This is a genomic window from Pseudomonas paraglycinae (assembly GCF_021601625.1).
GTDB lineage: Bacteria > Pseudomonadota > Gammaproteobacteria > Pseudomonadales > Pseudomonadaceae > Aquipseudomonas > Aquipseudomonas paraglycinae.
This window is the reverse complement of record NZ_BQHR01000003.1, coordinates 350,359-371,638: the sequence shown is the minus strand read 5'-3', so window position 1 is coordinate 371,638 and position 21,280 is coordinate 350,359. Positions and strand designations below refer to the sequence as shown.

Sequence of the window (21,280 nt, the reverse complement as noted above, 5' to 3'; positions counted from 1 at the left end):
TATGGCGAGGAGCGGCAACGCAGCATGACGGCAACAGACACCGTCAAAAAGGAACAGCATTTGCGAGACACGACGCTCGATCAGCAATCAGGTTTGTCAGCGGTGAAGCGTCGCGCCGGGTTCACCGCCGCGCCGAACTCGCGCAGGGCCTTGGCCCCGATCAGCAACGGGTAGTTGAAGTTGCTGCGGTCAGTCAGGTTGACCTCCACGGTACGCTTGACGTCGCCCAGGCACAGCTCCAGATCGACCACCGGACGCTTGGCCACTTCGGTGCTTTCGCCCTCGTCTTCTTCATCCGAGCGACTCTTGATCTTGCTGATCCGCGCGACCTTGTGCTCGTACACCTTGTTGCTGGCGTCCTTGGTGGCCAGACGGAAACGCACCCAGTCTTCGCCGTCGCGTTTGAACGTCTCGATGTCCTTGGCCGACAACGAGGCGGTCAGCGCGCCGGTGTCCATCTTGGCCTTGAGCACTTCGCCGCCGATTTCCGGCAGCGCGATGTATTCGTAACGACCGTACAGCGTCGGTTCGGCGGCGAGCACCGGCAGGGCGACGAGGGAAAGCAGTGCAAGGAGGGATTTCACGTAAGGGGCTTCCTTGGGAAATGGGGACGTCAGACGCGAGATTTTAGACCGTTGTTTACTTGATCGTTCCCACGCAGAGCGTGGGAACGATCAGACTAACGCGCCACAGGTGAAACATTCGTCACCGGCGGATTTGGCCTGTCGGCCGAAGCCACTTATCATGGCGCGCCCATCCGTTTTCCAAGAGTTGCTTATGCGCCGCCTGCTCACCGGCTGTCTCGTCACCCTGCTGCTGTTGTCCAACACCCTCGTGCTGTTCGGCCCGCTGATGGTGTTCGCCCTGCTCAAGCTGATCCTGCCGGGACGCTTTCGCGACTACGCCTCGTGGGCGGTGATGTGGATCGCCGAAACCTGGGCGGAAATCGACAAGCTGATCTTTCGCCTGTGCATCCCCACCCAATGGGACATTCGCGGCGGCGAAGACTTGCGCAGCGACACGTCTTACCTGGTGATCAGCAACCATCAGTCCTGGGTCGATATCCCGGCGCTGATCCAGACCCTCAACCGGCGCACGCCGTTCTTCAAGTTCTTCCTCAAGAAAGAGCTGATCTGGGTGCCGTTTCTGGGCCTGGCCTGGTGGGCGCTGGATTACCCGTTCATGAAGCGTTACACCAAGGCGTTTCTGGCGAAGAACCCGGAACTGGCCGGCAAGGATCTGGAAATCACCAAGGCCGCCTGCGAGCTGTTCAAGCGTCAGCCGGTGACGGTGGTGAACTATCTGGAAGGCACGCGTTACACCGCTGCCAAAAGCACTCAGCAGCAATCACCGTTCAGCCACCTGCTCAAGCCCAAGGCCGGCGGCGTGGCATTCGTACTGGCGGCGATGGGCGAACAGCTGGACGCGATTCTCGACGTGACCGTGGTTTATCCACAGCAGAAGATTCCGGGGTTCTGGGACCTGATCAGCGGCAACGTACCGCGCGTGATCATCGACATCCAGACCCGCGAGCTGGATCCGGCCCTGTGGCAGGGCGATTACGAAAATGATCCGGCGTTTCGCGAGAAGGTCCAGAACTGGGTCAACCAGCTCTGGACCCTCAAGGATCAGCGCATCGCCGAACTCAAGGGCGAGCGCCGCTGAGTCAACCGTTGGTGCCGGTGCCCCAGATGCTGCCCAGGCTTTGCAGCAACGAACCGCCGACACCCTGCTGACCGAGGTATTGCAGGAGGATCGGGGCAAACTGGCCGACCATCCCGCTGTCCATGCCCAACGCACCGAAGGCGTTGTTCAGGTCATTGGTGTCCTTGACGTTGCCCAGCGCATTTTCCAGCCCGGCGGACTTGCCCGACGAGCCGAGCAAGCCGCTCAACGCCGCCAGATTACCGCTGCCGCCCGACAGCTTGTCGATGCCCGGCACTTCCTTGGCCAGCTCGGAATAGTCCGTGTTGCTCAGTTGGTTCTTCGCCAGGCCCAACATGGCACTGGTACCGCCGACCGCTTGCTGCGGCGTGACGTTCAGCGCGCTCAAGGCACTCAACAGACCGGCGGTTTCCGACGTCGGCGCCGCGGCGGCGGCCTTGTCCCCGCCCTGCATGCCCGATACCGCACCGGCCACGTCATTCAAACTGAAACCGGCAAACACCGGCCCTGCCGCCAGGGTCAGGAGCGATGCCAGGGCAAAACCGCGTGAAATCTTCATTCAGACATCCTCTTGTGGCGTGAAGACCTTCCGTCAAGGGAGGGTCAAACTGCCCGGTTTGACCGGGCATCCGCCGGCATGTTCCGGCGCGGGCCAGCCATTTTCATACCGAAGGCGTGCATGAAACGTGAAAGTCCGAACGCCGGGCGATGAATGGCAGATCCGCGGTTTTGGAACGCAGCACCCCTCATAAAAAACGGCGACCCAGGGTCGCCGTTTTTTTATTGCCTCATCGCTTACGCCGCACTGAACAACTTGTGCGGATCAATCACAAACTTCTTCGGCACGCCGGCATCGAACTCGCCGTAGCCTTCCGGCGCCTGGTCGAGGCTGATGACCTGCACGCCCACCACTTCGGCGATGTTGATGCGGTCCCACATGATCGCCTGCATCAGCTGGCGGTTGTACTTCATCACTGGGGTCTGGCCGGTGTGGAAGCTGTGGGATTTGGCCCAGCCGAGGCCGAAGCGAATGCTCAGGCTGCCCATTTTCGCGGCAGCGTCCACGGCACCCGGATCTTCGGTCACGTACAGGCCCGGAATGCCGATCTTGCCAGCTACGCGCACCACGCCCATCAGCGAGTTGAGTACGGTGGCCGGAGCTTCGGATTTGACGCCGTCGTGACCATGACCACGGGCTTCGAAGCCCACGCAGTCCACCGCGCAATCCACTTCAGGTTCGCCCAGCAGCGCGGCGATCTGTTCGTGCAGCGGGGTGTCTTTCGACAGGTCGACCACTTCAAAACCCTGAGCCTTGGCGTGGGCCAGGCGGATGGTGTTGACGTCGCCGATGATCACCACCGCCGCGCCCAGCAGACGGGCCGAAGCAGCAGCGGCCAGGCCGACCGGGCCTGCGCCCGCGATGTAAACGGTGCTGCCCGGACCAACGCCCGCGGTGACGGCGCCGTGGTAACCGGTCGGCAGAATGTCGGAGAGGCAGGTCAGGTCACGGATTTTCTCCATGGCCTTGTCGCGGTCCGGCAGTTTCAGCAGGTTGAAGTCGGCGTACGGCACCAGCACGTATTCGGCCTGGCCACCGGTCCAGTCGCCCATGTCGACGTAACCGTAGGCACCGCCGGCACGGGCCGGGTTGACGGTCAGGCAGACGCCGGTGTGTTGCTCCTTGCAGGAACGGCAGCGCCCGCAAGCCACGTTGAACGGAACGGACACCAGATCGCCGATTTTCAGGTTCTCGACGTCGGAGCCTTTTTCGATCACTTCACCAGTGATCTCGTGGCCCAGCACCAGACCGGTCTGCGCCGTGGTACGGCCGCGCACCATGTGCTGGTCGGAGCCGCAAATGTTGGTTGAAACCACACGCAGGATGACACCGTGCTCGATCTTCCTGCCGCGCGGATCCTGCATTTTCGGATAGTCGATTTTCTGTACTTCGACCTTGCCAGCGCCGAGATACACCACACCACGATTGCCAGACATGCTTTCACCTCGCTGTTGTTTTTATGGAACCGCGCCGCCCAGGCAGGCAGCGCGTTAAGTGCTCGGGTTATTGCTTGTTGGTTTTGCGTTGTTATGACTTAAAGAACGACGGTGCGATTGGCGTTCAGGAACACCCTCCGCTCAATGTGATACCCCACGGCCCGGGCCAGGGTCAGGCCTTCGATGTCGCGGCCCTTGGCGATCAGGTCTTCGGGGTAATGACTGTGATCCACGGCCTCGACGCCCTGGGCGATGATCGGCCCCTCGTCGAGGTCGTTGTTGATGTAGTGCGCGGTGGCGCCCACCAGTTTCACGCCCTTGTTGTAGGCCTGGTGATACGGCTTGGCGCCCTTGAAGCCCGGCAGCAGCGAGTGATGAATGTTGATCGCCTTGCCATCGAGCTTGCGGCACAGCTCCGGCGACAGCACCTGCATGTAGCGGGCGAGGATCACCAGTTCGGCGCCAGCCTCCTCGATCACTTGCCACACCTGCCGCTCCTGGGCCGGTTTGTCGTTCGGGTCGAGGGGGAAATGGTAGTAGGGAATCTGGTGCCAGTCGGCCAGCGGCTTGAGGTCCGGGTGGTTCGACACCACCGCCGCCACGTCCATCGACAGCTGGCCGATGCGCTGGCGGTAGAGTAAGTCGTTGAGGCAGTGATCGGCCTTGGAGACCATTATCACGACTTTTGGCCGGTAGTTCGGCGCGGTCAGCTCGAAGATCATGCCGAACGCCTGACCGCGTTCGGCGAGGCCGGCGCGGAAGGATTGCTCGTCGAAACCGTCGGGCTGACGGAATTCCACACGAATAAAGAAACGCCCCGAGAGGCGGTCATCGAACGAGTGGTGTTCGGTGACGTAACAGCCCTGCTCGAACAGAAAACGCGTCACCGCGTCCACGGTGCCGAGAACGCTGGGGCAGTCGGCGGTCAGAATCCATGTGTCTGGGGCGCGGCTCATGGTGCGGTGACTCCTGTTCTTTGTGCGGGGTGTCAGGGAGTTTTCCCCTCACCCTAGCCCTCTCCCGGAGGGAGAGGGGACTGACCGGGTTGTTCTTTCGAGCTACGCCGACGTGAAATACCGAGCCGAACTCAGGCTTTGAAACCAACCGAGATCAGCTCCCTTTCCCCCTCGCCCCCTTGGGGGAGAGGGTTGGGGTGAGGGGGCAAAAATCTCAGGCCCTACACGCAAGCAAGATCGACGCAATTCACCTCAAGCCTGAACGCTAAGGCCGTATTCTGCGGACGCATCCTGCAACCACAACCACCAGTAATCCGAGAAGCTGCGACGGATAAGCAGTTCCCAGGTGTCCTCAGCGGTGTGGCGGATCATCAGCTGCGACTTGGCGAACACCGTGCCCACAGCCTTGCCGACCGGGAAGTTGTTCGGGTGCACGTCGTAGCTGGTGGATTTCATCAGCACCTGACGTACGTTCGGGCCGCTCAATTCAAGCACTTGCTGGCCGCCGCTGACGTTGACGATGGCGATGTGCAGATCGCCCAGCGCTTCGCGCAGTTTCTGCTCGGCGGCGAACTCTTCACCGCTCGGCACGATCAGCAGCCACTCATCCGGGCCCATCCATTGCAGGCTGGTTTCGCCTTTGACGATCACACTCAGGGCGCCCGGCAATTCAATGCCCAGCGCCTTGTGCACACCGGCGGCGAACGCGGCATCGTGGCCATCGCCACGGATGGTCAGATGGCCGAGGAGTTTCTTCTCGCGCACGGTGACACCGGCGGTCTTGCGGCCCTTGCCGACCAGGCTGGCGAGGTCGGCGTGATGCAGCGACGACTCGGCCTTGGCCCCGGTGGTCGGGCGTTGTTGGTAAACGTTGGCTGCGGTCATAAAGCACCCTTCCTGAATTCGGTGTCGCTCCCGCGCCAGGCGCGGGAGCGATCAGTTAGATGTTCTGGCGATCGCCTTTCGGATCGAAGAACACCGAAGAAACGATTTCCGCCTCGATCACGCTGCCATCCGCCAGCGGTGCGAACACCCGCTCGCCCAGACGCTTCAGACCACCCTTCACCACGCCCATGGCAAACGAATAGCCGAGGGAGTTGTGCGCGTAGCTGGAGGTCACGTGGCCGACCATGGTCATCGGGATCGACTGCTTGGTGTTGAACACCAGCTGTGCACCTTCCGGCAGCCATACGTTCGGATCGATCGGCTTCAGGCCCACCAGTTGCTTACGCTGGTCCCGCACGCAGTCTTCACGGTTCATGCCGCGCTGGCCGATCCACGAGAACGGTTTGGTGCGACCGACGCACCAGCCCATGTTCAGGTCGTCCGGGGTCATCGAGCCGTCGGTGTCCTGGCCGACGATGATGAAGCCCTTCTCCGCCCGCAAAACGTGCATGGTTTCGGTGCCGTACGGGGTCAGGTTGTACTGTTTGCCCGCCTCGACGATTTTTTCCAGCACGCCCATCGCGTAGTCGGCCTGGACGTTGACTTCGTACGACAGCTCACCGGTGAACGAGATGCGGAACACCCGTGCCGGCACACCGCCGACCAGACCTTCTTTCCAGGTCATGAACGGGAACGCTTCATTGGCCAGGTCGATGTCGGTCACGGCGCTGAGCAGCTTGCGGCTGTTCGGGCCGGACAGGGTCATGGTCGCCCAGTGGTCGGTGACAGAGGTGAAGTACACCTTCAGGTCCGGCCATTCGGTCTGATGGTACAGCTCCAGCCACTGCAGTACGCGAGCCGCACCGCCGGTGGTGGTGGTCATGACGAAATGGTTGTCGGCCAGACACGCCGTCACACCGTCGTCGAAGACCATGCCGTCTTCCTTGCACATCAGGCCATAACGGGCCTTGCCCACGTCGAGCTTGGTCCAGGCGTTGGTGTACACGCGATTGAGGAACTCGCGGGCGTCCGGGCCCTGGATGTCGATCTTGCCCAGGGTCGAAGCGTCCAGCAGACCGACGCTGTCGCGCACAGCCTTGCATTCGCGTTTGACGGCGGCATGCATGTCTTCGCCGTTTTTCGGGAAGTACCACGGACGTTTCCACTGACCGACGTCTTCGAACTCGGCGCCGTTTTTCAGGTGCCATTGATGCAGTGCCGTGTAACGCACAGGTTCGAAGATGTGCCCGCAGTGACGACCGGCTACCGCGCCGAAAGTGACCGGCGTGTAGTTCGGACGGAACATCGTGGTGCCCATCTGCGGGATGGTCACGTTCAGCGAGCGGGCGGCAATCGCCAGGCCGTTGACGTTGCCGAGCTTGCCCTGATCGGTGCCGAAGCCCAGCGCGGTGTAGCGTTTGACGTGCTCGACCGACTCGAAACCTTCGCGGGTCGCCAGCTCGATGGCCGCGGCGGTCACGTCGTTCTGCAGGTCGACGAATTGCTTCGGCGCCCGCGAAGTGCCCTTCTCGTGCGGCACCTGGAACAGCGCCAACGTCGGCTCTTCCAGACGGCTCAGGGCTTTCGGCAACACGGCTTCAACGGTCTGGAAACCGGCTTCGGACGCAGCGCGCACTCCGCCTTCAAAACCGTCAGCCAGAGAATCGCCAAGACCGTAGACGCCATTGATGCCACCGACGCACACGCGTTTCTGCGGTGCTTCGCCCGGTACGAAGCCGAGGATGTCTTCGCGCCAGATCGGCTTGCCGCCGAGGTGCGACGCCAGGTGAACCACCGGGCTGTAACCGCCGGAGCTGGCGATCAGGTCGCAGTCGAGCCATTCGCCGGGGCTGGTGACCTTGTGGCCTTTGACATCGATCGCCGCCACGCGGGCAGCGGTGACGTGCTTGCTGCCACGGGCCTCGATCACGGCGCTGCCGGTGAGGATGCGAATGCCTTTGGCGCGCGCTTCCTCAACCAATGCGCCACGCGGATTGCTGCGGGCGTCGGCGATGGCGACCACTTGCAGGCTGGCGTCGAGCCAGTCCAGCGCCACGCGGTAGGCGTGATCGTTGTTGGTCGACAGCACCAGTTTTTTGCCCGGTGCCACGCCGTAACGGCGCACGTAAGTCGACACCGCGCCGGCGAGCATGTTGCCCGGCACGTCGTTGTTGCCGTAGACCAGCGGACGCTCGTGAGCACCGGTCGCCAGCACCACACGCTTGGCGCGGACGCGGTGGATGCGCTGACGCACCTGGCCGATCGGCGCGCGGTCACCGAGGTGATCGGTGAGGCGTTCATGAATGGTCAGGAAGTTGTGGTCGTGGTAGCCGTTGACCGTGGCGCGCGGCAACAGCAGCACGTCCGGAGTGCTCTTCAATTCAGCGATGACGCCGGCCACCCATTCCATCGCCGGTTTGCCGTCGAGGCTTTCGCGGGAGTCGAGCAGGCTGCCGCCGAACTCTTCCTGTTCGTCGGCGATGATCACCCGCGCACCGCTGCGTGCAGCGGCCAGTGCTGCGGCCAGACCGGCCGGGCCGGCGCCGACGATCAGCACGTCGCAGTGCTGGTTCATGTAGTCGTAGGTGTCCGGATCGACTTCGGTCGGCGAACGACCAAGACCTGCGGCCTTGCGAATGTACTTCTCGTAAGTCATCCAGAACGATTGCGGGTACATGAAGGTTTTGTAGTAGAAACCCGGCGGCATCAGCTTGCCGCCGACCTTGCCGAGAATCCCCATCATGTCGTTGTTGACGCTCGGCCAGCCGTTGGTGCTGGTGGCGACCAGCCCTTGGTACAACGCCTGTTGCGTGGCGCGCACGTTAGGGATCTGGGTGGCTTCGGTAGCACCGATCTGCAGCACCGCGTTCGGCTCTTCGGCACCGGCGGCGAAGATGCCGCGCGGACGCGAATACTTGAAGCTGCGGCCAATGATGTCGACGCCGTTGGCCAGCAGGGCTGCGGCCAGCGAGTCGCCTTCAAAACCTTTGTAGGTCTGGCCGTTGAAGGTGAAGCTCAGCACTTTGTTGCGGTCGATCCGTCCACCGTTGGACAGGCGATTGGTCTGGCTCATACCTTCTCTCCCAGCGCCGTCGTGGCTGTTTTCGCAGTGTCAGCCTTGTCGGTGAATTGCGGCTTGGTGCCGATCTTGTAGGTTTCGAGAATCTCGTAGGTCACGGTGTCGCGGGTGACGTTGAAGTACTGGCGGCAACCGGCGACGTGATCCCACAGTTCGTGGTGCAGACCGCGCGGGTTGTCGCGGAAGAACATGTAGTCGCCCCACTCCTCGTCGGTGCAGCTGTTCGGATCCAGCGGACGCGGGATGTGCGCCTGGCCGGATGCGTGGAATTCCTCTTCGGAGCGCAGTTCGCCGCAGTGAGGACAGAAGATATGCAACATGGGGATTTCTCCTGTTAGTGGGCGACAGCCGCAGCGCCGTGTTCGTCGATCAACGCACCGTTGTGGAAACGGTCGATGGAGAAAGGTGCGGCCAGCGGGTGCATTTCACCCTTGGCCAGACTCGCGGCAAACACGTTGCCCGAGCCAGGTGTGGCCTTGAAGCCGCCGGTGCCCCAACCGCAGTTGAAGAACATGTTCGGTACCGGGGTTTTCGAAATGATCGGGCAGGCGTCCGGCGTGGTGTCGACGATGCCGCCCCACTGACGGTTCATGCGCACTCGCGACAGCACCGGGAACATCTCGACGATGGCCTGGATGGTGTGCTCGATCACCGGGTACGAACCGCGCTGGCCGTAGCCGTTGTAGCCGTCGATACCAGCGCCGATCACCAGGTCGCCCTTGTCGGACTGGCTGATGTAACCGTGCACGGCGTTGGACATGATCACGCTGTCGATGATCGGTTTGATCGGCTCGGACACCAGCGCCTGCAGCGGGTGGGATTCGATCGGCAGACGGAAACCGGCGAGTTTGGCCATGTGCCCGGAGTTACCGGCGGTGACCACGCCGACGCGCTTGGCGCCGATGAAGCCCTTGTTGGTTTCAACACCGATGCACACGCCGTTTTCCTTGCGGAAACCGATCACTTCGGTCTGCTGGATCAGATCCACGCCCAAGGCGTCGGCGGCACGGGCAAAGCCCCACGCCACGGCATCGTGACGGGCCACGCCGCCGCGACGCTGAACGGTCGCGCCCATCACCGGGTAGCGGGTGTTTTTCGAGCAGTCGAGGTACGGGATTTCGTCCGCGACTTGCTTGGCGTTGAGCAGTTCGCCGTCGACGCCGTTGAGGCGGTTGGCGCTGACCCGACGCTCGGAATCACGAATATCCTGCAGCGTGTGGCACAGGTTGTAGACGCCACGCTGGGAGAACATCACGTTGTAGTTCAGATCCTGAGACAGGCCTTCCCACAGTTTCATCGCGTGTTCATACAGGTGCGCCGACTCGTCCCACAGGTAGTTGGAGCGAACGATGGTGGTGTTGCGCGCAGTGTTACCGCCGCCCAGCCAGCCCTTCTCGACCACGGCCACGTTGGTGATACCGTGCTCTTTTGCCAGATAGTAGGCGGTCGCCAGACCGTGCCCGCCGCCGCCGACGATGACCACGTCGTAGACCTTTTTCGGGGTCGGCGTGCGCCACATGCGCTGCCAGTTTTCGTGGTGGCTGAGGGAGTGTTTGAAGAGGCCGAAGCCCGAATAGCGTTGCATAGTCATGTACTCCAGAACGCTCAGCGATAAACCGGGAAGTCAGCGCACAGGGCCGAAACCTGCTGGGCGACGTTGGCCTCGACATCGGCATCGCCGAGGTTGTCGAGGATGTCGCAGATCCAGCCGGCCAGCGTCACGCACTGGGTCACCTTGAAGCCGCGGGTGGTCACCGCCGGGGTGCCGATGCGCAGGCCGGAGGTGACGAACGGCGACTGCGGGTCGTTCGGCACGGCGTTCTTGTTGACGGTGATGTGAGCGCGACCGAGGGCGGCGTCGGCGTCCTTACCGGTGAGGCCCTGACGGATCAGGCTGACCAGGAACAGGTGGTTGTCGGTGCCGCCGGACACTACATCGTAGCCACGTTTGATAAATACGCTCGCCATCGCCTGGGCGTTGTCGATCACTTGTTGCTGATAGGCCTTGAAGCCAGGCTCCAGTGCTTCCTTGAAGCACACCGCCTTGCCGGCGATGACGTGCATCAGCGGGCCGCCCTGGGCGCCGGGGAATACCGCCGCGTTGAGCTTCTTCTCGATTTCTTCGTTGGCCTTGGCCAGGATCAGCCCGCCACGCGGACCGCGCAGGGTCTTGTGAGTGGTGGTGGTGACCACGTCGGCGTACGGCAGCGGGTTCGGGTACAGACCGGCGGCCACCAGTCCGGCGACGTGGGCCATGTCGACGAACAGCAGCGCACCGACCTTGTCGGCGATCTGACGGAAGCGCGGGAAGTCGAGGGTTTTCGAGTAGGCCGAGAAACCGGCGACGATCATTTTCGGTTTGCACTCGACGGCCAGACGCTCGACTTCGTCGTAATCGATCAGGCCGGTCTTGGTATCGATGCCGTACTGCACGGCGTTGTACAGCTTGCCCGAGGACGACACCTTGGCGCCGTGGGTCAGGTGACCGCCGTGGGCCAGGCTCATGCCGAGGATGGTGTCGCCTGCTTGCAGCAGGGCCAGGTACACGGCGCTGTTGGCCGAGGAACCGGAGTGCGGCTGGACGTTGGCGTAATCGGCGCCGAACAGTTGCTTGGCGCGTTCGATGGCCAGGGCTTCGACCTTGTCGACGTGCTCGCAGCCTCCGTAGTAGCGCTTGCCCGGATAGCCTTCGGCGTATTTGTTGGTCAGGCCGCTGCCTTGCGCTTCCATCACGCGCTTGCTGGTGTAGTTCTCCGACGCGATCAGCTCGATGTGATCTTCCTGACGTTGCTCCTCGGCATTCATCGCCGCCAGCAGTGCATCGTCGTAACCCTGGATCTGGTCTTGCTTGCTGAACATCGCGTCTCTCCCAGCGGCATCTGTGCGCCATTCGTCTCGGTAAGGCACGGCGTTCAGCCAATGCCCTTTGATGCGATGGTATGGCCGGCGCAGGGAGGTCAAATGCCTACGGACGCCACGCAAAGGTGCGTTTACGACATGGCGGCGGCGACGGACTCAAACAAGTAGCTGGCGCAAGGCCAGAAGAACCACGAAATGCGCGGGATAGAGCGCATACGCCCAGCGCCGCATGGGTTGCGCGTGGAGGTAAGTGGCTTGTCGCAACAGGAACATTCCGAGCAGTGGCGCGATCAGGCAAGTCACAATCCCGAGGATGGCGACAATGTTGCCGAACTGCGCGGATTCGTAGAGCGTCCGCCATTGATTCGCGGCCAGACACAGCAGGCCCGGCAGCAGGCTGAAATACCAGGGCCGACGAAACACCAGCAACATCGCCAGTGGCAGCAGGACGCCGAACAGACCGAACATCAGTCGCTCCGGGAACATCGCCGCCAACAGCAGCGCGCCGACGGCCAGCAATCGCGAAATCAGCGCTCGCGCCTGCCAGCCCCGCGCCACCAGCAGGCCCAGCGCCAGCGTCGGCATCACGTTCAACGTGTCGGGCTCTGGAATGTACAAACGGTAGGGAATTTCACTCACGGCGCTGAACAGCAACAACCAGCCCAGATAACGCCATTCGGTCTTGCGCGCGCCGTCACGGGCCAGGTTCGCCGCCATCGCCAGGCAGAACCACGGGAACGCCAGCCGTCCCGGCACATACAGCCAATCGGCGCTGATCCCGACATATCGCAAGTGATCGAGCAGCATGCTCAGCAGCGCCAGCCACTTGAGCAGATCGAGTGCGCCGTCGCGCCGGCTCAGGTGCATAATCGGCTCGCATCCTTGTAAAGTTCTGACAGCGACATCCCGTGTGCTCCCCGGATGATCTTCGGTAAAGTGCGCACCATCATTGACCAACGGAGCGCCACAAGCGCACCGACCACGGAAGCCGGCCATGACCGACAAGAGCCAACAATTCGCCAGCGACAACTATTCCGGTATCTGCCCCGAAGCCTGGGCTGCCATGGAACAGGCCAACCACGGCCACCAGCGCGCCTATGGCGACGATGAATGGACAGCCCGCGCCTCGGATGATTTCCGCAAGCTGTTCGAGACCGACTGCGAAGTGTTCTTCGCCTTCAACGGCACCGCCGCCAACTCGCTCGCGCTGTCGTCGCTGTGCCAGAGTTACCACAGCGTGATCTGCTCGGAAACCGCCCACGTCGAAACCGACGAATGCGGCGCGCCGGAATTCTTCTCCAACGGCTCGAAACTGCTGATCGCCGGTACTGAAAACGGCAAGATCACCTCGGCCTCGATCCGCGAAGTCGCCCTCAAGCGCCAGGACATTCACTACCCGAAACCGCGCGTCGTGACCCTGACCCAGGCCACCGAAGTCGGCAGCGTCTACACCCCGGAAGAAGTCCGCGCCATCAGCGACACCTGCAAGGAGCTGGGCCTGAACCTGCACATGGACGGCGCGCGTTTCTCCAACGCCTGCGCCTTCCTCGGCTGCTCGCCGGCAGACCTGACCTGGAAGGCCGGCGTCGACGTGCTGTGCTTCGGCGGCACGAAGAACGGCATGGCGGTGGGTGAGGCGATCCTGTTCTTCAACCACAAACTGGCCGAAGACTTCGATTACCGCTGCAAACAGGCCGGGCAACTGGCCTCGAAAATGCGCTTCCTGTCGGCGCCGTGGGTCGGCATCCTGGAAAACGACGCCTGGCTCAAATACGCCCGCCACGCCAACCACTGCGCGCAACTGCTGGCCGAACTGGTCAGCGACATCCCGGGCGTGGAACTGATGTTCCCGGTCCAGGCCAACGGCGTGTTCCTGCAACTCTCGGAACCGGCCATCGCCGCCCTGACCGCGCGCGGCTGGCGCTTCTACACCTTCATCGGCAAGGGCGGCGCGCGCTTCATGTGCTCGTGGGACACCGAAGAGGAACGCGTACGCGAACTGGCGCGCGACATCCGCGAAGTCATGTCGGCCTGATCGCCTCCCCGTGGCGCGGGAGCCTGCTCCCACGCCACAGCTCCTCCCCCTCCTGTTTCAGCTCCATCGTCTACATTGTCTGTCGAGCCATCGCTCACATAACAATAAGCAGGAGCTTGCGCATGTCGCTAAAAGGCAAAACCTTGTTCATCACTGGCGCCAGCCGTGGCATCGGGCGCGAGATTGCGCTGCGGGCTGCACAGGACGGGGCCAATATCGTGATCGCGGCCAAGAGCGCCGAACCGCACGCCAAGTTGCCCGGCACCATCCACAGCGTCGCCGCTGAAGTCGAAGCGGCCGGCGGCAAGGCCCTGGCGCTGCAACTGGATGTGCGTGATGAAGACGCGGTGCGACAGGCGCTGGCCCAGGCCAATCAACATTTCGACGGGATCGATGCACTGGTGAACAACGCCGGGGCGATCAAGTTGACCGGTGTGCAGCACATCGAACTCAAGCGTTTCGACCTGATGCACCAGATCAACACCCGCGCGGTGTTGCTGTGCAGCCAGGCGGCCCTGCCCTACCTGAAGAAATCCTCCGGGCACATCCTTAACCTGTCACCACCGCTGAATCTGGCCAGTAAGTGGTTCGCCCAGTACAGCCCCTACACCGTGACCAAGTACGGCATGAGCATGCTGACGGTCGGGATGAGCGAGGAGTTTGCCAACTACGGGATCAGCGTCAATTCGCTGTGGCCGCAGACCATGATTGCCACGGCGGCCATCGAGTTTCAGCTGGGCAATCGGGAGTCGTTCAAGCATGCGCGCACGCCAGCGATCATGGCGGATGCGGCGCATGTGATTCTGAGCAGCAGCGAGCGGCGGATTACCGGGCGGTTGTTGATTGATGAAGAGATCTTGCGCGAAAGCGGCGTGAGCGAATTCGACCACTATCGGTTTGAGCCGAAGAGTGACGCGAAGTTGATGACGGATCTGTTTATCGACTGAGCATTTTCAGAATAGACCTACACCAGGACCTACATAAACCAAACAGGCTTCGCCATAGACTGCCTGCTCCTTTTTCGAGGAGTGCTGACTATGGCGAACCCTGCCTACATGACCATTACCGGCAAGACTCAAGGCCTTATTTCAGCCGGGTGTTCGACCCCGGAATCGGTCGGCAACAAATACCAGAAAGCCCATACCGATGAAATCATGGTGTTCGCCTTGAGCCATGAAATGCGCCGCGACAACAACCTCGGCAAAGCCGTCCACCAACCGGTCATCATCACCAAAGCGGTCGACAAATCCTCCCCCTTGCTGGCCCAGGCGCATTCGAACAGCGAAGAACTCGAATGCACGATCAGCCTTTACCGAACCTCGCCTCAAGGTCAGCAGGAGAAGTTTTATTCAATTTCCCTCGATGGGGCCGTTCTGGCTGAACTCTCGCAGGAAGTGCCCCACGTCATTCTGCAAAACGACGCTCAACCTCAAGAACAACTGGCCATTCGTTACCGCGGCATCAGTTGGGTACACCACATTGCGGGCACCACCGGCCATACCTCGTGGGGCAGCCAGGATTGAACCCTCGATCACATGATCCCTGCGGCGTTGAGGATGCCGCAGGCAACTTGCTCGGCCAGGCGCTGACCGCCAGTGCTCGCCATCTGGCGTTCGGCATCGCGCGGGTGCAGTTCAATCAACAAGTCGCATATTTCGCCAAGCACATCACCGATGAGGTTGCCGCCGGACGCCTGACTCCGGAGCAGGGAATTCTTGCGCTTGTGCAGGAACAACACAACCTGCTGAACCAGTCTCGGATCCTGCAGCAAAACAGGCACGGAGCGATCACCGGCACGGCCAAGGCACGACGCTTGTCGATGCTCCCACAGCCTGCAGCAACTCCCGATCCGGAACGTCTGCTCCGGGCCGCTCACCAGCAGAACCTGAAAGTGACACGCCCGAACTCAGCCCCGCCCTCCTCTCCGCGTCCGGTCAACGACTTGCGAATGGTTCCCCGCGAGCATTGGCCGCAGGAGCTGCCGGCGCCCGAAGAGCCGGGGTTCTACATCGTGCCGAAAAGCGTGTCCGCCGAGAAACTTCAGGCGCAGCTGTTTGCGTCGCCAAACCCGAGTGTCATCCCCAAATTCAAAAGCCTGAATCCACTGGAGGACGTGGTGAAGGCCGGATCGATGATTGTTCTGAGTGATCCAGACAATCAGCAATGCACCTATGAAGAATCACTGCTGATGGAAACCGCGCACATCGTCAGCATGGCGCTGGCGCCGTTGACGGTGGAGGAAGCTGATTTCATGGCGCAACACCACGGCGTTATTCAGAGTGCACTTTCAGTTGAATCGAAAGTGATAGGCGTCACCACGGCCATGGCGGCCAACTATCTGGATGGAATAAAAAACGCGCTTCAAGAAATCGAAAACTTGCATACCAAAACCCTCAACGCGAATGGCAGCCTGAACTCAAAAGCGTTTAAAAAACAACGTACACAGCTGCTTAACAAGCTGGATAGCCGACTCACCGACTTCACCAAAATAACCATTGGCCTGCCTGATCACCCGAACCTCAAAGCAGCCCTCGGCATTGATCATCCGCACCTGGTGCATCGATGGAGGAAGGCTGGCGGCATCGGCCAGAACCCGGGATATGCCACTCATATTCAAGCCGTCACCAAGGCATCGCGATATGTCAAATACGGAGGTTGGATTGGCACCGCTGTGGGAGGTAGCGCATCGGCAGTGAAGGTTCAGGATGTTTGCTCAAATGGCAGCATCGAAGCGTGTGAAAAGGTGAAGTTCACGGAGACCGGTAGCTTTTTGGGTGGAGTGGGTGGCGGAATACTCGCCGGCGCGCTCGTGAGCTTAACGGCCTCAACGATCTGCGTAGGAGTTGGTCTCCCGACTGGCGGGCTCGGTACTGCCCTTTGTGCTGCTCTATTGGCAGGAGTCGGAAATTACGCGGGCGGGACTTTGGGCGAAAAAGGCGGCGAGCAGGTCGCGGAGAAAGTATACGAGGCTGCTAAATGATTCTTTGCATTACAGAGAAAATATTGTTGTTGATCGGCATTGTAGATTTCATCGGTATATTTACGCTGATAGGCGTGATGTTGTATGTCGCCAAAACAAAAACCGAAACCATATTAAGCCACCTAACAAACAGTTCAATTTCGAGCAAAATAACAATACTTTGGCACGGAGGACCTTGGGGCAGAATTTACATGATGGGAGAAGTGTTCGCCATCATGAGAAGCCCTGCGATTTATATTCATACCGGAAAGCTTTGCGCGAAAGACTTTGAAAACTTCCCACGAAAACTTAGAAAAAAATTAATCACCTTATACAGACTCGTATTAATTTTTTACGCAATCATGATATGCCTGGGGTTAGTCGCATATATAGAAGATATGCAAGACATCGCAATAAACCCAATAGTAATTATGACAATAGTGAGCTTCACAGGTCTGTTATTAGTAAATGGAATTTTGCTTTATGTCGCCAATAGAAGACTAGAAATAATCCTTACCAGCCTTAAAAACAGCTCGATCACCTCGTCTCTGTTCATGCTATGGCAAGCGGGCTTGGGGGGGCGAATTTATATGTTGGGAGAGATTTCTGGCATCCTAAAAAACCCTTCACGGTATATTTCCCAAGGCAAAGTAAGCGCAAGAGACGTTAAGAATTTCCCACCGAAACTCAAACGCGACTTGCTTAAACTGAATAAATGCCAGCAAATATTTGGCTTTACGTTCGTGGGCTTTGCCTTGCTCGCCATGTCCGGACTGATTTGAAATCGCATTTTCCAGGCGATTTCCTCAAAGAGGAGATCGCCCTAAGTGCAAACCTACTTAAAACTCGATCCGAACATCCCCCTTCGGCACACTGCAGCAAGAAAGAATGTACCCCTCCGCCTCGTCGTCCTCGGTGATCCCGCCGTTGTGATCCATCTCCACTTCGCCGCCCAGCTTGAGCACCTTGCACGTCCCGCAGATCCCCATGCCGCAGGCTTTCGGGATCATCAGGCCGACCTTGGCAGCCGCCGCATGCACAGTCTCGCCCGGTGCGACACGGATGCTCTTGTCCGAAGAGGTGAATTCCACCAGGTGCAGATCCGCCGCCGGGACTTCCGGTGCTTCCGCCGCCTGTTCGGCCTGCTCCACCGCATCGGCACGGGCTTCCGGCGGCGTGGCGCCGAAGGATTCCTCGTGATAGCGCTTCATGTCGTAGCCGGCGTTTTCCAGCAGGCGTTTGACCGCGGTCATGTACGGCGTCGGGCCGCAGCAGAAGACTTCGCGCTCGAGGAAGTCCGGCACCATCAGTTCCAGCATCTTGTGGTTGAGGTAGCCGCGATAGCCGGCCCACGGCTCGCCCAGTCCATGCTTCTCGCAGATCAGGTGCAGGCTGAAGTTGTCGATCCGCGACGCCATGTGTTCCAGCTCGCGGTGGTAAATGATGTCTTTCGGTGAGCGAGCGCTGTGGATGAACGTCATGTCGACGTTGCCGTTGGTGTCGTAGAACCAGCGCGCCATGGACATCACCGGGGTGATACCGACGCCACCGCTCAGGTACAGCACTTTCGGGCTCGGGAAGTCGATGGCGTTGAACAGCCCGACCGGCCCGTGCACCGCCAGCTCCTGGCCTTCATGCAGGGTGTCGTGCAACCAGTTGGAGACCTTGCCCCCCGGCACGCGCTTGATGGTCACCGAAAAGCTGTACGGCACCGACGGCGAGCTGGAGATGGTGTACGAACGCATGATCGGCTGGCCTTCGATCTCCAGCTCCAGGGTCACGAACTGTCCGGGCTTGAAGAAGAACAGGATCGGCTGGTCGGCCATGAAGCAGAAGGTGCGCACATCCCAGGTTTCCTGGATGACTTTGACGCAACGGACGATGTGTCGGCCATTGGCCCAGGTCTGGGTGGTGACCGGATTCAGGAAGCTGTTCGACATGCTGTTCTCCACGGCCGACTGTCGGCCTTCATGTGGCGATTCTGCGTATAGCGCGAACGCCCCGTTTACCTATCCGCGACATTGACATACTTATCGCGACCAGCCCCCAACCACCGGGGGTTGCGCGTCGGGAACAGATTGCACCATGTCGCCCATGGATAAGGTTCTCGCCTGCGGCGGCCCCACACTCGCCCCAACACAAACAGATTCTTTACACCTTGCGTAGCACCCCTTAGCCGCACACCCGATCAGCCACTTTCGCGGCCACGCAGATGGCCTTGAGGATTACATCGATGGACACCGCAAAAATCAGCCTGGGCGACCCGCTGGAACCCGCACGCAAGGCCACCGCACAAATGCTCCAGGAACGGGAGCGCACCTATTCCCTGCCGCAACCGTTCTACAGTGACGAGCGGCTGTTCGATATCGACATGCAGGAGATCTTCCAGAAAGAGTGGTTGATCGCCGGCATGACCTGCGAAATCCCGGCCAAGGGCAACTACATCACCCTGCAGATCGGCAAGAACCCGATCATCGTGATTCGCGGCGCCGAAGGCGTGGTGCACGCGTTCCACAACGTCTGCCGTCACCGTGGCTCGCGCCTGTGCACCAGCGACAAGGGCAAGGTCGCCAAACTGGTCTGCCACTACCACCAGTGGACGTACGAGCTGGACGGTCGCCTGCTGTTCGCCGGCACCGAAATGGGCGCCGACTTCGACATGAAGCAGTACGGCCTCAAACCGGTGAACGTGAAGACTGCCGGCGGCTACATCTTCATCAGCCTGGCTGAGAACCCGCCGGCCATCGATGACTTCCTGTCGACCCTGAACCACTACATGGAACCGTACGACATGGAGAACACCAAGGTGGCGATTACCACCACCTTGATGGAAAAGGCCAACTGGAAACTGGTGCTGGAAAACAACCGCGAGTGCTACCACTGCAGCGGTTCTCACCCGGAACTGTTGAAAACCCTGCTGGAATGGGACGACGTCACCGACCCGCGTGCCGATCAGGCGTTCAAGGATCACGTCGCCGCCTCCGCCGCTGCCTGGGAAGCCGAGAAGATCCCTTACGCCCACGCCAGTTTCGGCCTGCGCAACCGCATCGTGCGCATGCCGCTGCTCAAGGGCACCGTGTCGATGACCATGGACGGCAAACAGGGCTGCGCCAAGCTGATGGGACGGATCAAGAACCCGGACCTGGGCTCGATGCGCATCCTGCACCTGCCGCACTCGTGGAACCACTGCATGGGCGACCACATCATCGTGTTCACCGTTTGGCCGATCAGCGCTCAGGAAACCATGGTCACCACCAAATGGCTGGTGCACAAGGATGCGGTCGAAGGCGTGGATTACGACGTCGAACGCATGCGCAAGGTGTGGGACGCGACCAACGATCAGGACCGTCGTCTGGCCGAAGAGAACCAGCGCGGGATCAACTCCACGGCGTACCAGCCGGGCCCGTACTCCAAGACCTATGAGTTCGGCGTGGTCAATTTCGTGGATTGGTACAGCGAGCGGATGCTGAGCAATCTCGGCGCCGAGCCTGCGCCATACCTCAAAGGCGTGCCGGTCCAAGGCTGATTGCATCTGACCGATCATTCCCACGCTCTGCGTGGGAACGATCATGGCGTCCTTATAGCAACCGCATCATTGCGATGACCACCTTACCGAGCCATCCTCCCCGATAAACTCCTCGAAAATCTCCTCCCCCACCAACCTGATCTTCGCGTACCCATTCAACACCCGCAGCGGATAGTCCGGATCGTTGGCATCCTGCGTCTCCGAAAACAGCACCCGCGAATGCCCGTTCAGTTCGCTGGTGGTGCCATAGGGAATCGCTCCATGCCCGGCACAGCGCGCATGCAGCCCACCCTGCGGCGCATAGACGATGCCATTGTGCAGATGCCCCCAATACCAGTAATCCGGCTCACGCCCCAGCGCATCGCACACCGGTTGATACAGCGCGGTCTTGTTGTGCCCGGTGATGTCGAAGCCCTGATGGTGGCTGAGCACCATGAGTTTCTTGCGTTTGGGCAGACCTTTCATCCACTCGATCTGCGGCTTGTTCAGGGTGCCATCCATGTACAGGTTCATGACGTCCGAGGCGTACGCCGTGTCCAGTCCGACAATCAGCCAGTCGTCGTTGATCAGGGCAAAGTAGCTGGTGCCCTGCTGCCCCGGAAAACGCGCGGCCAGTTCCTTGAAATAGCCGTGGGCGCCGCTGTACATCTCGTGGTTGGAATTGAGGGTGAACGAACCATGGGTGCCCATCGGCCAGCCCGCCATGTCGGTGTCCTCCTGAGAGTGGGTGCCGGCGTAATAAACGTCCCCCAGGTGAATGGTGAAATCGGCATTGGCCAGTTGCATCTGGTTGGCCACCGATACCGCCGGCGCATGGCTGTTGAACGGCCCGGTGCCCCAGTCGCCGGCAATTGCCAGCGTCACTTCGCGATCCATTGTCACCAGCGCCGGATCGGTGCCGAAGGTCGCGTGATGGCGCAGGTTTTCGATCCACTTGAGCAGCGCCTCGCTCCACAGCAGATCCAGCAGCTCCCATTTGCGACAGCCCAGCAGCGTGCCGTCCTTGAGTACCTTGGTTTGTAGTTGATCGGGCGATTGCGGCAGCGGCGTCGCGTTGCCGATACGCAGGATTGACAAACCGTGGGCCAATTCCCATGGCACCGCCGGCTCGTCGTCCGGCAACTCGCCGTGCTTGAGCACGTATTGCGCCTGATCGTGACCGCGCTGGAGCAACTTGATGATGGCCTCGAATTCCTTGGGTTCGAGTTCGCTGATGAGCTTCATCCAGGCCATTTCGATGCGCGTGAACAAGCCGTGCAGGCGCAGCTTGACCTTGTCGTATTCGTGTTTCAGATGTCCGACCGCTGACATGGCGTAATCC

The 21,280-nt window shown here is 60.7% G+C and carries 19 protein-coding genes; 7 read left to right on the top strand and 12 right to left on the bottom strand.

Annotated features, from left to right (window positions below; translation table 11 throughout):
- Window positions 1-80: 80 nt before the first annotated feature.
- Window positions 81-584: a retropepsin-like aspartic peptidase RloA2 gene (gene rloA2 / locus L6D82_RS06325; protein ID WP_007959815.1), complete on the bottom strand. Its 504-nt coding sequence runs from the start codon at window positions 582-584 to the stop codon at window positions 81-83.
- 193 nt (window positions 585-777) lie between these two features.
- On the opposite strand from rloA2, the gene L6D82_RS06320 reads away from it, so the two are divergent.
- The gene (locus tag L6D82_RS06320) at window positions 778-1,665 is read left to right on the top strand and encodes an acyltransferase (RefSeq protein WP_102718892.1); all 888 of its coding nucleotides are present in this window, start codon (window positions 778-780) and stop codon (window positions 1,663-1,665) included.
- A 1-nt stretch (window position 1,666) separates the two neighbouring features.
- On the opposite strand, the gene L6D82_RS06315 is transcribed toward L6D82_RS06320, so the two are convergent.
- The 9 genes from L6D82_RS06315 to L6D82_RS06275 all read right to left on the bottom strand — a co-directional run bounded on the left by L6D82_RS06315 (window position 1,667) and on the right by L6D82_RS06275 (window position 12,306).
- Window positions 1,667-2,224, bottom strand: coding sequence for a DUF2780 domain-containing protein (locus tag L6D82_RS06315; RefSeq protein ID WP_007959813.1), 558 nt, complete (start codon window positions 2,222-2,224; stop codon window positions 1,667-1,669).
- Between the two features lie 236 nt (window positions 2,225-2,460).
- Window positions 2,461-3,660 (bottom strand): formaldehyde dehydrogenase, glutathione-independent, encoded by a 1,200-nt coding sequence (fdhA, locus tag L6D82_RS06310; protein WP_007959809.1) that lies wholly within the window; start codon window positions 3,658-3,660, stop codon window positions 2,461-2,463.
- Between the two features lie 98 nt (window positions 3,661-3,758).
- A complete protein-coding gene (gene purU, locus L6D82_RS06305; RefSeq protein ID WP_007959808.1) occupies window positions 3,759-4,616 on the bottom strand; it encodes a formyltetrahydrofolate deformylase in 858 nt (285 codons plus the stop codon).
- 252 nt (window positions 4,617-4,868) lie between these two features.
- Complete coding sequence (locus tag L6D82_RS06300) at window positions 4,869-5,501, bottom strand: sarcosine oxidase subunit gamma (protein WP_064599941.1); 633 nt, start codon at window positions 5,499-5,501, stop codon at window positions 4,869-4,871.
- 55 nt (window positions 5,502-5,556) lie between these two features.
- Window positions 5,557-8,574, bottom strand: a complete 3,018-nt coding sequence (locus tag L6D82_RS06295) for a sarcosine oxidase subunit alpha (protein ID WP_236188394.1) — start codon at window positions 8,572-8,574, stop codon at window positions 5,557-5,559.
- Window positions 8,571-8,900 carry a sarcosine oxidase subunit delta gene (locus L6D82_RS06290; RefSeq protein ID WP_011336273.1) on the bottom strand — a complete coding sequence of 110 codons (330 nt, stop codon included), beginning with the start codon at window positions 8,898-8,900 and terminating at the stop codon, window positions 8,571-8,573. The genes L6D82_RS06295 and L6D82_RS06290 overlap by 4 nt, the downstream gene beginning before the upstream one ends.
- Before the next feature lie 14 nt (window positions 8,901-8,914).
- The gene (locus L6D82_RS06285; RefSeq protein WP_003206307.1) at window positions 8,915-10,165 is read right to left on the bottom strand and encodes a sarcosine oxidase subunit beta; all 1,251 of its coding nucleotides are present in this window, start codon (window positions 10,163-10,165) and stop codon (window positions 8,915-8,917) included.
- Between the two features lie 20 nt (window positions 10,166-10,185).
- On the bottom strand, window positions 10,186-11,439 hold the full coding sequence (gene glyA / locus L6D82_RS06280) for a serine hydroxymethyltransferase (RefSeq protein ID WP_102685725.1): 1,254 nt from the start codon (window positions 11,437-11,439) through the stop codon (window positions 10,186-10,188).
- A 156-nt stretch (window positions 11,440-11,595) separates the two neighbouring features.
- Complete coding sequence (locus L6D82_RS06275) at window positions 11,596-12,306, bottom strand: TraX family protein (RefSeq protein ID WP_236188392.1); 711 nt, start codon at window positions 12,304-12,306, stop codon at window positions 11,596-11,598.
- A 127-nt stretch (window positions 12,307-12,433) separates the two neighbouring features.
- On the opposite strand from L6D82_RS06275, the gene L6D82_RS06270 reads away from it, so the two are divergent.
- The 5 genes from L6D82_RS06270 to L6D82_RS06250 all read left to right on the top strand — a co-directional run bounded on the left by L6D82_RS06270 (window position 12,434) and on the right by L6D82_RS06250 (window position 17,215).
- Window positions 12,434-13,474, top strand: coding sequence for a threonine aldolase family protein (locus L6D82_RS06270; RefSeq protein ID WP_236188390.1), 1,041 nt, complete (start codon window positions 12,434-12,436; stop codon window positions 13,472-13,474).
- A 122-nt stretch (window positions 13,475-13,596) separates the two neighbouring features.
- Complete coding sequence (locus L6D82_RS06265) at window positions 13,597-14,421, top strand: SDR family oxidoreductase (RefSeq protein ID WP_236188386.1); 825 nt, start codon at window positions 13,597-13,599, stop codon at window positions 14,419-14,421.
- A 90-nt stretch (window positions 14,422-14,511) separates the two neighbouring features.
- The gene (locus L6D82_RS06260; RefSeq protein WP_011336278.1) at window positions 14,512-14,997 is read left to right on the top strand and encodes an Hcp family type VI secretion system effector; all 486 of its coding nucleotides are present in this window, start codon (window positions 14,512-14,514) and stop codon (window positions 14,995-14,997) included.
- Between the two features lie 47 nt (window positions 14,998-15,044).
- Window positions 15,045-16,454, top strand: a complete 1,410-nt coding sequence (locus L6D82_RS06255; protein WP_236188385.1) for a hypothetical protein — start codon at window positions 15,045-15,047, stop codon at window positions 16,452-16,454.
- The gene (locus L6D82_RS06250) at window positions 16,451-17,215 is read left to right on the top strand and encodes a hypothetical protein (RefSeq protein WP_236188384.1); all 765 of its coding nucleotides are present in this window, start codon (window positions 16,451-16,453) and stop codon (window positions 17,213-17,215) included. The genes L6D82_RS06255 and L6D82_RS06250 overlap by 4 nt, the downstream gene beginning before the upstream one ends.
- A 57-nt stretch (window positions 17,216-17,272) precedes the next feature.
- Here the strand turns inward: L6D82_RS06250 and gbcB are convergent, their stop codons facing one another.
- Complete coding sequence (gene gbcB, locus L6D82_RS06245) at window positions 17,273-18,373, bottom strand: glycine-betaine demethylase subunit GbcB (RefSeq protein ID WP_085612982.1); 1,101 nt, start codon at window positions 18,371-18,373, stop codon at window positions 17,273-17,275.
- 293 nt (window positions 18,374-18,666) lie between these two features.
- Here gbcB and gbcA point away from each other — a divergent pair, with 293 nt between their 5' ends.
- On the top strand, window positions 18,667-19,959 hold the full coding sequence (gene gbcA / locus L6D82_RS06240) for a glycine-betaine demethylase subunit GbcA (RefSeq protein ID WP_085746637.1): 1,293 nt from the start codon (window positions 18,667-18,669) through the stop codon (window positions 19,957-19,959).
- Window positions 19,960-20,025: 66 nt separating this feature from the next.
- Here the strand turns inward: gbcA and L6D82_RS06235 are convergent, their stop codons facing one another.
- A complete protein-coding gene (locus L6D82_RS06235) occupies window positions 20,026-21,270 on the bottom strand; it encodes a metallophosphoesterase (RefSeq protein WP_236188383.1) in 1,245 nt (414 codons plus the stop codon).
- Window positions 21,271-21,280 lie beyond the last annotated feature (10 nt).

What these genes read in the sequence shown, in the direction of transcription:
- L6D82_RS06320 (WP_102718892.1), top strand. Translation starts at nt 778, where the DNA reads ATGCGCCGCCTGCTCACCGGCTGTCTCGTCACCCTGCTGCTGTTGTCC.
- gbcB (WP_085612982.1), bottom strand. Translation starts at nt 18,373, where the DNA reads ATGTCGAACAGCTTCCTGAATCCGGTCACCACCCAGACCTGGGCCAAT.
- L6D82_RS06285 (WP_003206307.1), bottom strand. Translation starts at nt 10,165, where the DNA reads ATGCAACGCTATTCGGGCTTCGGCCTCTTCAAACACTCCCTCAGCCAC.
- L6D82_RS06315 (WP_007959813.1), bottom strand. Translation starts at nt 2,224, where the DNA reads ATGAAGATTTCACGCGGTTTTGCCCTGGCATCGCTCCTGACCCTGGCG.
- L6D82_RS06290 (WP_011336273.1), bottom strand. Translation starts at nt 8,900, where the DNA reads ATGTTGCATATCTTCTGTCCTCACTGCGGCGAACTGCGCTCCGAAGAG.
- L6D82_RS06265 (WP_236188386.1), top strand. Translation starts at nt 13,597, where the DNA reads ATGTCGCTAAAAGGCAAAACCTTGTTCATCACTGGCGCCAGCCGTGGC.
- glyA (WP_102685725.1), bottom strand. Translation starts at nt 11,439, where the DNA reads ATGTTCAGCAAGCAAGACCAGATCCAGGGTTACGACGATGCACTGCTG.
- gbcA (WP_085746637.1), top strand. Translation starts at nt 18,667, where the DNA reads ATGGACACCGCAAAAATCAGCCTGGGCGACCCGCTGGAACCCGCACGC.
- L6D82_RS06235 (WP_236188383.1), bottom strand. Translation starts at nt 21,270, where the DNA reads ATGTCAGCGGTCGGACATCTGAAACACGAATACGACAAGGTCAAGCTG.
- L6D82_RS06300 (WP_064599941.1), bottom strand. Translation starts at nt 5,501, where the DNA reads ATGACCGCAGCCAACGTTTACCAACAACGCCCGACCACCGGGGCCAAG.
- L6D82_RS06260 (WP_011336278.1), top strand. Translation starts at nt 14,512, where the DNA reads ATGGCGAACCCTGCCTACATGACCATTACCGGCAAGACTCAAGGCCTT.
- purU (WP_007959808.1), bottom strand. Translation starts at nt 4,616, where the DNA reads ATGAGCCGCGCCCCAGACACATGGATTCTGACCGCCGACTGCCCCAGC.
- L6D82_RS06270 (WP_236188390.1), top strand. Translation starts at nt 12,434, where the DNA reads ATGACCGACAAGAGCCAACAATTCGCCAGCGACAACTATTCCGGTATC.
- L6D82_RS06275 (WP_236188392.1), bottom strand. Translation starts at nt 12,306, where the DNA reads ATGCACCTGAGCCGGCGCGACGGCGCACTCGATCTGCTCAAGTGGCTG.
- fdhA (WP_007959809.1), bottom strand. Translation starts at nt 3,660, where the DNA reads ATGTCTGGCAATCGTGGTGTGGTGTATCTCGGCGCTGGCAAGGTCGAA.
- L6D82_RS06250 (WP_236188384.1), top strand. Translation starts at nt 16,451, where the DNA reads ATGATTCTTTGCATTACAGAGAAAATATTGTTGTTGATCGGCATTGTA.
- L6D82_RS06295 (WP_236188394.1), bottom strand. Translation starts at nt 8,574, where the DNA reads ATGAGCCAGACCAATCGCCTGTCCAACGGTGGACGGATCGACCGCAAC.